Raw genomic sequence first — 315 nt, 5'->3', positions numbered from 1 at the left:
CGCAGCGCACTACCCTGAGGCGGCATGCGTCGCTCCAGCGCCTGGATGCCTATTTCCAACTCAAGGAGGGTGATGGCGGACAGGAAAAGCTTGCTGCTCGGCTGCCCTGCGGCCCAGGCCCGCACCTCGGCAGATTGATGGGGCTTGCCATGGCGCAGCTCGGAAATGACGTTGGTATCCAGAACGAACATTGAGAGCCCTCAGTCAAACGATGCGCCATGGATCTGGAGATTGAGACGAGGCGGATCGAAATCGATGCCGTCCCCACCGGGGATGCCATCCATGACGTCGAGGAGCGAGAGTTCGCTTTGACCG

1 protein-coding gene is annotated in these 315 nt (G+C 61.0%); it reads right to left on the bottom strand.

The features are described 5' to 3' along the window. Window positions 1–191 (bottom strand): PIN domain-containing protein (locus B7G53_RS22355; protein WP_141396446.1); only part of this gene is annotated, 191 nt, incomplete at its 3' end. Window positions 192–315 lie beyond the last annotated feature (124 nt).

The sequence above is a fragment of the Polaromonas sp. AET17H-212 genome, assembly GCF_002379085.1.
GTDB lineage: Bacteria > Pseudomonadota > Gammaproteobacteria > Burkholderiales > Burkholderiaceae_C > Polaromonas.
This window is presented reverse-complemented; position numbering and strand designations above follow the sequence as displayed.